8 protein-coding genes are annotated in these 8854 nt (G+C 71.1%); all 8 read left to right on the top strand.

The window, feature by feature from the left end; all coding sequences use genetic code 11:
- Positions 1-240 precede the first annotated feature (240 nt).
- The 8 genes from gatC to ACZ5PB_RS43290 all read left to right on the top strand — a co-directional run bounded on the left by gatC (position 241) and on the right by ACZ5PB_RS43290 (position 8751).
- Positions 241-537: an Asp-tRNA(Asn)/Glu-tRNA(Gln) amidotransferase subunit GatC gene (gatC, locus tag ACZ5PB_RS43325; RefSeq protein WP_030851400.1), complete on the top strand. Its 297-nt coding sequence runs from the start codon at positions 241-243 to the stop codon at positions 535-537.
- Positions 538-542: 5 nt separating this feature from the next.
- Positions 543-2036 carry an Asp-tRNA(Asn)/Glu-tRNA(Gln) amidotransferase subunit GatA gene (gatA, locus tag ACZ5PB_RS43320; protein WP_468699235.1) on the top strand — a complete coding sequence of 498 codons (1494 nt, stop codon included), beginning with the start codon at positions 543-545 and terminating at the stop codon, positions 2034-2036.
- Complete coding sequence (locus ACZ5PB_RS43315) at positions 2033-2275, top strand: hypothetical protein (protein WP_362416023.1); 243 nt, start codon at positions 2033-2035, stop codon at positions 2273-2275. Before gatA ends, ACZ5PB_RS43315 begins: the two co-directional genes overlap by 4 nt.
- A 16-nt stretch (positions 2276-2291) precedes the next feature.
- Entirely contained in the window at positions 2292-3803 is a 1512-nt protein-coding gene (gatB, locus tag ACZ5PB_RS43310) for an Asp-tRNA(Asn)/Glu-tRNA(Gln) amidotransferase subunit GatB (RefSeq protein WP_468699233.1), read from the top strand.
- Between the two features lie 407 nt (positions 3804-4210).
- Positions 4211-5104 (top strand): endonuclease/exonuclease/phosphatase family protein, encoded by an 894-nt coding sequence (locus ACZ5PB_RS43305; protein WP_468699237.1) that lies wholly within the window; start codon positions 4211-4213, stop codon positions 5102-5104.
- Between the two features lie 161 nt (positions 5105-5265).
- Positions 5266-7380, top strand: coding sequence for a phosphocholine-specific phospholipase C (locus tag ACZ5PB_RS43300; protein ID WP_468699232.1), 2115 nt, complete (start codon positions 5266-5268; stop codon positions 7378-7380).
- Between the two features lie 92 nt (positions 7381-7472).
- Complete coding sequence (locus ACZ5PB_RS43295; protein ID WP_468699230.1) at positions 7473-8072, top strand: GNAT family N-acetyltransferase; 600 nt, start codon at positions 7473-7475, stop codon at positions 8070-8072.
- A gap of 58 nt (positions 8073-8130) precedes the next feature.
- Positions 8131-8751: a hypothetical protein gene (locus ACZ5PB_RS43290; RefSeq protein WP_468699229.1), complete on the top strand. Its 621-nt coding sequence runs from the start codon at positions 8131-8133 to the stop codon at positions 8749-8751.
- Positions 8752-8854 lie beyond the last annotated feature (103 nt).

Raw genomic sequence — 8854 nt, 5'->3', positions numbered from 1 at the left:
CCGCCCCCTTGCCCGCCCGTTCCGCCCCCGGGGGGCGGCCCCGCCGCCCAAGGGGGCTAGGGGGTAGGGGCGGCTTCGCCGCCCAAGGGGGCTCGGGGGGCGGCCCCGCCGCCCAAGGGGGCGGGGCTCTCCCGCGGGCCGGGCGGTTCCGCCGGGTGAACTGTTTCGCGGGCATCGCCGCGCGACCCATAGGATTGGACGCAATAACCACACCGCACACCAACCCCTGAGGATCGCTGCATGCCTGGCATCACGCGCGAGGAGGTCGCACACCTCGCACGGCTGGCGCGTCTGGAGCTGAAGCCCGAAGAGCTTGAGCACTTCGCCGGTCAGCTCGACGACATCATCGGCGCGGTCGCCCGCGTCTCCGAGGTCGCCGACCAAGACGTACCGCCGACCTCCCACCCGCTGCCGCTGACGAACGTCATGCGCAAGGACGAGGTACGCCCGTCGCTCACCCCCGAGCAGGCGCTCTCCGGCGCCCCGGCCCAGGAGCAGCAGCGTTTCAAGGTGCCGCAGATCCTGGGGGAGGACTAATCAGCATGACCGAGATCATCAAGCTCACCGCTGCCGCGACGGCCGAGAAGATCGCCTCCGGCGAGCTCACCGCCGTCGAGGTCACCGAGGCCCACCTGGCCCGGATCGACGCCGTCGACGAGAAGGTGCACGCCTTCCTGCACGTCGACCGCGAGGGCGCGCTCGCGCAGGCCCGCGCCGTCGACGCCAAGCGCGCGGCAGGCGAGAAGCTGGGCCCGCTGGCCGGCGTCCCGCTCGCGCTCAAGGACATCTTCACCACCGAGGGGATTCCGACGACCGTCGGATCGAAGATCCTCGAAGGCTGGATCCCGCCGTACGACGCGACGGTCACCAAGCGCCTCAAGGCCGCCGACGTCGTCATCCTCGGCAAGACCAACATGGACGAGTTCGCCATGGGGTCCTCCACCGAGAACAGCGCGTACGGCCCGACCGGCAACCCCTGGGACCTCACCAAGATCCCCGGCGGCTCCGGCGGCGGTTCCTCGGCCGCTCTCGCCGCCTTCGAGGCCCCGCTCGCCATCGGCACGGACACCGGCGGCTCCGTCCGCCAGCCCGCCGCCGTCACCGGCACCGTCGGCGTCAAGCCCACCTACGGCGGCGTCTCCCGCTACGGCATGGTGGCGTTCTCGTCCTCCCTCGACCAGGGCGGGCCCTGCGCCCGTACGGTCCTGGACGCGGCGCTCCTGCACGAGGTCATCGCCGGGCACGACCCGCTCGACTCCACCTCCATCGACGCCCCGGTCCCGCCGGTCGTCGAGGCCGCCCGCAACGGCAGCGTCGAGGGCATGCGCGTCGGTGTCGTCAAGCAGTTCCGCGGCGACGGCTACCAGGCCGGTGTCCTGCAGCGCTTCGACGAGTCCGTCGAGCTGCTGACGAAGCTGGGCGCCGAGATCGTCGAGCTGGACTGCCCGTCCTTCGACCTGGCGCTCTCCGCGTACTACCTGATCGCCCCCTCGGAGTGCTCCTCCAACCTGGCCCGCTTCGACGCCATGCGCTACGGCCTGCGCGTCGGCGACGACGGCACCCGCTCCGCCGAGGACGTCACCGCGCTCACCCGTGAGGCCGGGTTCGGCGACGAGGTCAAGCGCCGCGTCATCCTCGGCACGTACGCCCTGTCGAGCGGTTACTACGACGCGTACTACGGCAGCGCCCAGAAGGTCCGCACGCTCATCACGCAGGACTTCGAGAAGGCCTTCGAGCAGGTCGACGTCATCGTCTCGCCGACGACGCCGACCACCGCCTTCGCGATCGGCGAGCGTGCCGACGACCCGATGGCGATGTACCTGGCCGACCTGTGCACCATCCCGACGAACATGGCCGGCAACGCCGCCATGTCGCTGCCCTGCGGCCTCGCGCCGGAGGACAACATGCCGGTCGGGCTCCAGATCATCGCCCCCGCCATGAAGGACGACCGCCTTTACAAGGTGGGAGCTGCCGTAGAGGCCGCCTTCGTGGAAAAGTGGGGGCACCCGCTGCTTGAGGAGGCACCGTCGCTATGAGCCCCATGCCCATCAAGGCCAAGGGATTCAAGAATTCCAAGGCCGGTACGTACCTGTCGATCGGCTCCACCGCCTTCGGCGCGATCAGCGTCGCCAAGCAGGCCCGGATGGCCCGCAAGGACAATGACACGCTCCGTCTCGTCGACGCCGTTGTCTCCGCCGCCGCCATCGTCACCGGCCTCGCTCTGCTTTACCGCGAGCTGAAGAAGCTCGGCGACGACGACGTCCTGCTGGGCTGAGAGGGAAAGTTTCACCGTGACTGTCACTACCGACCTGGTGTCGTACGAGGATGCCCTCGCGACGTACGACCCCGTCATGGGCCTTGAGGTCCACGTCGAGCTCGGCACCCGCACCAAGATGTTCTGCGGCTGCTCCACCGAGCTCGGCCAGGACGCCAACACCCAGACCTGCCCCACCTGTCTCGGCCTGCCCGGCGCCCTGCCGGTCGTCAACGAGATCGGCGTGGAGTCGGCCGTCAAGATCGGCCTGGCGCTGAACTGCGACATCGCCGAGTGGTGCCGCTTCGCCCGGAAGAACTACTTCTATCCGGACATGCCGAAGAACTTCCAGACCTCCCAGTACGACGAGCCCATCGCCTTCAACGGCTACCTCGACGTACAGCTGGAGGACGGCGAGATCTTCCGCGTGGAGATCGAGCGCGCCCACATGGAGGAGGACACCGGCAAGTCGACGCACGTCGGCGGTGCCACCGGCCGCATCCACGGCGCCTCGCACTCGCTGCTCGACTACAACCGCGCGGGCATCCCGCTCATCGAGATCGTCACCAAGCCGATCGAGGGAGCGGGCAAGCGTGCCCCCGAGGTCGCCAAGGCGTACGTCGCCGAGCTGCGCGAGGTCATCAAGGCGCTGAACGTGTCCGAGGCCCGGATGGACAAGGGCCAGATGCGCTGCGACGTCAACCTGTCGCTGCGCCCGCACGGCCGCGAGGAGTTCGGCACCCGCAGCGAGACCAAGAACGTCAACTCGCTGCGCTCCGTCGAGCGCGCCGCCCGCTTCGAGATCCAGCGGCACGCCGCGGTCCTCAACAGCGGCGGCACGATCATCCAGGAGACCCGTCACTTCCACGAGGAGGACGGCTCGACGACGTCCGGCCGTATCAAGGACAACGCCGAGGACTACCGCTACTTCCCCGAGCCGGACCTGGTTCCGGTGGCCCCCGCGCGCGAGTGGGTCGAGGAACTGCGCGCCGGTCTCCCGGAGATGCCGCGGGTTCGTCGTAACCGCCTCCGCGAGGAGTGGGGGGTCAACGAGCACGACATGCAGTCGATCCTCAACGCCGGTGCGGTCGACCCGATCGTCGCCACCATCGAGGCCGGTGCCGACTCGGCGTCCGCCCGCAAGTGGTGGATGGGCGAGCTGGCCCGTAACGCCAACGAGACGGGCCGGGCGATCGACGAGCTGCCGATCACCCCGGCGCAGGTGGCCCGGGTGACCGCGCTGGTCGCTGCCGGTGACCTGAACGACAAGCTGGCCCGCCAGGTCATCGAGGGCGTCCTCGCAGGTGAGGGCGATCCCGACGAGGTCGTCGAGAAGCGCGGTCTGAAGGTCGTCTCGGACGACGGCGCACTGGGTGCGGCGGTCGACGAGGCCATCGCGGCCAACGCGGCCATCGCGGACAAGATCCGCGGCGGCAAGGTCGCTGCGGCGGGCGCGCTCGTCGGCGCGGTCATGAAGACCACCCGGGGCCAGGCGGACGCGGCACGCGTGCGCGAGTTGATCCTGGAGAAGCTGGGCGTCGAGGGCTGACGTTCCGCCGACGCGATGGCGTCTGTACGTTTCGAGGGGCCCCGGTCGAGATTCCGCGACCGGGGCCCCTCGGCGTACGCCGGGTGGTGAACCATCGGATCCGACTGCTGCGTCCTCACCGGGAACAGCGCACGGAATGACGGGGGAGCGCGGTGTCCAGGACGTACGACAGGGACTTCGATCACCGGGGTCGCTACGACGAAGAGGGCGACGACCACTGGGGGGAGCACGGGGAGGAGCACCAGGATCATGACCAGGGTCATTACCGGGACAACTGGGACGGCCGCCGCCCCCGCCACGACGGCCGCCGCCACGGCGAAGGCCGCCGCCGCACCTGGCCCGAGGGCCGGCACTGGGGCGAGGACGGCAAGGGGCGCGGCTCCTGGCGGCGCGGCCGGCTCGTCGCCCTGTGCGCGGTGGTGCTGGGACTGCTGCCCGTACTGCACGCGCTCGTACCGGACTTCCGGGGCGTCGGCAGCCTGCTGGAGACCTTCCTGCCCTGGATCGGCCTCCTGGTACTGCCCCTGCTGCTGATCGCCCTGTGGCGGCGCTCGGCCCTCGCACTGGTGGCGCTGCTGGTGCCCGCAGGGGCGTGGGGCGGGCTGGCGGGCGGCGCGCTCACCGCGTTCTCGGCCGAGCCGGAGCACGACTTCAGCGTGGTGCAGCACAACATCGCCGACGACAACCCCGACCCGGCGGGTGCGGCCAGGGCCCTTGCCGGGGCCGGGCCCGCGATGATCGCGCTGGAGGAGGTCACCCCTCAGGTGGCGGCGAAGGTCTCCGGCGTACTCGACGCGAAGTACCCGCACCACGCGGTGCGGGGGACCGTCGGGCTCTGGTCCACGTTCCCGCTGAGCGACGTACGCCCGGTGGACCTCAAGCCGGAGTCGATCACCGGGCCGTGGCAGCGCGGGCTGCGGGCGACCGCGCTGACGTCACAGGGGAACGTCGCGGTCTACGTCGCCCATCTGCCCTCGGTACGGGCGAGCTGGCCGCAGGGCCTGAAGACCGGGCCGCGCGACGAGGCCGCCGAACGGCTGGGGGCGGCGCTGGCGGCGGAGAGCGTGGACCGGATCATCCTCCTCGGCGATCTCAACGGCACCACGGACGACCGGGGGCTCGACCCGGTGGTCACCCAGTTCGACGACTCCGGGCGGGGGTTCGGCTTCAGCTGGCCCCGGAGGTTCCCGGTGGCACGGCTGGACCACGTCATGGTGCGCGGCGCGGAAATCGTCCGGTTCGAGACCCTCGCGACGACGGACAGCGACCACGTGCCGGTGCAGGCGAAGCTGGAGTTCTGAAACCGGGCGGCGCAGGCCGGAGGGCTTGGACTGCCGTCACCGGCACTTGGACTCACCTCTGCGAGTGCATGGACGTTAACCACGGGTCCTGCCGGAGTACTTCTCCCTGCCACGCGGCCTCAGTACTTTCCCGACATCACCACTGACTCGGGAGGAACCCCTTGGCCACTGACCTCACCCGGCGACGGCTGTTCGCGATCGGCGGCGGGGCGCTCGGCGCCACCGCGGCGGGATCGCTGCTGCCGCCGTCGCTGCAGGCCGCCATCGCCGCGGAGAAGCCGGCGTCCGGCGGACTGCGGGCCATCAAGCACGTCGTCGTGCTGATGCAGGAGAACAGATCCTTCGACCACTACTTCGGCACCCTGCGCGGCGTCCGCGGCTTCGGCGACCGCAACGCCATCGAACTGCCCGGCGGGAAGCCGGTGTTCGAGCAGCCCGCGGGACCGCTCAAGAGCGTGCTGCCCTTCCCGGTGCGGGACGCGGCGGCGGCGCAGAAGAAGGACCTCCAGTACATCGGTGACCTCGACCACTCGTGGGACGGCGGGCACAAGGCCTGGGGCCAGGGCTGGATGAACGGCTGGGTGACCGCCAAGACCGGCGCCACCATGGCGTACTACGACCGCCGCGACCTGCCGCTGCACTACGAACTCGCCGACACCTTCACCGTCTGCGACGCGTACCACTCCTCCATCCACACCTCCACCAGCCCCAACCGCAACCACCTGTGGTCCGGCTGGACGGGTTACGAGGCCGACGGCAGCCGCGCCGTGACCAACGCCGCGTACGGCGAGGGCACCCACCCCGGCTACCCCTGGCCTACGTACGCCGAGCGGCTGGAGAAGGCGGGCCGCAGCTGGCGGACGTACCAGGAGTGGGAGAACTTCACCGACAACAACATCGAGTTCTTCACCAGCTTCAAGAACATCGCCCGCAAGGCACTGGCCAAGACCGGCGGCCACACCTTCATGGAGTCCTTCTACGCGAAGGTGCGCGACACCAAGGACGCGGCCGAGCGCAGCAGGCTGCTGGGCCTCCTCGATGAGGGCGTCGCGACGCTCGACAAGCACGAGCGCTCGCTCTTCGAGCGCGGGCTGCGGCGCGGTGAGACCGGCAGCCTCGCCAAGAACTTCCGGGCCGACATCGCCGCCGGGAAGCTTCCCGAGGTCTCCTACCTGGTCCCCTCGGCCATCGACTCCGAGCACCCGGGCTCCTCCTCGCCGGTGGCCAGCGCCTCCCTCGTCTACCAGGTGCTCGACGCGCTCGCCTCGCACCCGGACGTCTGGCGGCACACCGCCGTCCTCATCAACTACGACGAGAACGACGGCTTCTTCGACCACGTGCCGCCGCCCGTCCCGCCGGAGAACAACACCGACGAGCGCTGGAAGGGCCGGCCGACGGGGCTCGGCATCCGCGTCCCGATGCTGGTCATCTCGCCGTGGACGGTGGGAGGTTACGTCTGCTCGGAGACCTTCGACCACACCTCGGTGATCCGCTTTCTGGAGCAGTGGACGGGGGTGCGCGAGCCCAACATCACCCCGTGGCGCAGGCAGGTCACCGGCGACCTCACCTCGGCGTTCGACTTCAAGCGGGCGTACCGGCAGCCGTCCGTGGACCAGCCGGGGGCCGTTCCGCCGTTCACCGGGCGGTGGCGTCCGGTGCCGCCGCTGGAGCAGCACATGCCGGTGCAGGAGCCGGGGCACCGGCGGGCGCGGGCCCTGCCGTACCAGCCGGACGCGCACGGCAAGGTGGCCAGGGACGGCGCCTCGGTGCGGCTGGAGCTCCGCAACTCCGGGCGGGCGAGCGCCCACTTCGCGCTCTACCCGTACGCCGGTGAGTTCGCCGTGCCGCAGCACCTGGACGTGAAGGCGCGCGGGGAGGCGGACTGGACGGTGCCGCTGGCCGGGGACGCGTACCGCTTCACGGTCACCGGACCGAACGGCTTCCGCCGCGAGTTCGCCGGTACGAGGTCGGGCACGGCCGAGGTGTCCTCGCGGATCGAGTCCCGCGACCGCGACCTGCACCTGACCCTGACGAACCGGGGCCGCAGGGCCGTCACCTTCACCGTGCAGCCGCTGGCGTACGCCGACGAGGACGACCTCGACGAGCGCAGGCCGCGCCGCGTCAGCGTCCGCCCGGGCCGCAGCCGCACCATCGTGCACTCGGCGGACGACGCACACGGCTGGTACGACCTCGCGGTCACCGCCGAGGGCGAACCCGGCTTCCGGCGCAGGCTGATGGGGCACATCGAGAACGGGCGGCCGAGCATCTCGGGCTGACCGGAGCGTCTCGGGCTGACCGGAGGGGAGGCCCGGCCGCAGGGCGTGCGAGGATCCCCGGAACGGAGCGATCACTGGGGACGGGGAGCGGCATGTTCGGCATCGACCTGGTCGGCAAGGGCGGCGGAGACGGCGAAGGCGGCGGCAGCAGCGCGGTGCTGCGGCCGCTGGAGCCGTGGCGGGCCGAGGAGTTCCTGGCGCACATCGACCGGGGCCGGGAGCACATCGGCAAGTACGTCGGCATGGCCGACGTGAACAAGGACCTGGAGTCCGCGCGCGCCTTCCTCCAGCGGTACGCGGAGAAGACCGCCGCCGACGCGGGCCGGATCTTCGGGATCTGGCTGGACGGGACGCTCGTCGGCGGCGTGATGTTCCGGCTCTTCGACGCGGCGGCGGGCACCTGTGAGGTGGGCTGCTGGCTGGAGCCGTCGGCCACCGGGCGCGGGCTGGTCACCCGGGCCTGCACGGTGCTGATCGACTGGGCGGTCGAGGAGCGCGGCATCCACCGCGTCGAGTGGATCTGCGACGTGGAGAACGCCGCCAGCAGCGCGGTGGCCCAGCGGCTCGGGATGCACAGGGACGGGGTGCTCAGGGAGGCGTACCTGTACCGGGGGAGCAGGCGCGACGAGGAGATCTGGTCGGTACTGGCGCCGGAGTGGCGGGCGGCGCGGGCGGCGGGCCGGGGGCGCTGACCGGGCGCCGACGGGTGCGTTAAGGCGACTCTCAGATACGCGACCTAGCGTGCGGCACATGAACGCCAAGACCGACACCAAGACCGACGCCAAGACGGAGAAGACCGGAGAGGCCGCCACGGCTTCCGAGGCCGCCGCGTCCGACAAGGCCGCGTCCGACAAAGACGTGCAGGACGCGCCCGCCGAGGTGGAGCCCGCGCTCACCGAGGAGGAGGCCGCCGCACTGGAGGCCGAGCTGGACGCCGAGGAGGCACGGGCCGCCGCGACCTCCGCCGGGGTCGGTTCCGGCGCCGGCGCGGTCGTCTCGGCCGGACTGGGCATCGTCGCCCTGACCGGGGGCTGGACCAGCCGCGTACTCGCCGAGCGGGAGACGCTGGTCGGCCAGCTGTCGCTGTCCAAGGCGAGCGACCCCGCCGCGCAGATCGACGGCCTGTACGGCAACGCCTGGCACACGACGGCGCTGGTCAACGGCGGGTTCGCGCTGCTGGCACTGCTGGTGGGCGTGGGAGTCCTGGTGGCCCTGCGCGCCGGTACGACGTCCCCGGCCTCGGCCCCCCGCCCGGTCTGGATCCGCGCGGTCGCCTGGGGAGGCGTGGTCCTCGGCATCATCGGCCTGCTGATCTCGGCGGGCATGTACCTGGACCTCTTCGCCGCGATGCCCACACCGCCGGCCGGCTAGGACATGCCCTAAAAGTTGTTGCACAAGCTTCCTTAGCGGGCATCTCCCGTGTATGCGTGGGGTGTTGCGGGCTGAGGCGTTGTGGGTGGAGACCTTCACCGGG

The sequence above is a fragment of the Streptomyces sp. NPDC032721 genome (genome assembly GCF_055579625.1).
This window is presented reverse-complemented; position numbering and strand designations above follow the sequence as displayed.

What these genes read in the sequence shown, in the direction of transcription:
- ACZ5PB_RS43315 (WP_362416023.1), top strand. Translation starts at nt 2,033, where the DNA reads ATGAGCCCCATGCCCATCAAGGCCAAGGGATTCAAGAATTCCAAGGCC.
- ACZ5PB_RS43290 (WP_468699229.1), top strand. Translation starts at nt 8,131, where the DNA reads ATGAACGCCAAGACCGACACCAAGACCGACGCCAAGACGGAGAAGACC.
- gatA (WP_468699235.1), top strand. Translation starts at nt 543, where the DNA reads ATGACCGAGATCATCAAGCTCACCGCTGCCGCGACGGCCGAGAAGATC.
- ACZ5PB_RS43295 (WP_468699230.1), top strand. Translation starts at nt 7,473, where the DNA reads ATGTTCGGCATCGACCTGGTCGGCAAGGGCGGCGGAGACGGCGAAGGC.
- gatC (WP_030851400.1), top strand. Translation starts at nt 241, where the DNA reads ATGCCTGGCATCACGCGCGAGGAGGTCGCACACCTCGCACGGCTGGCG.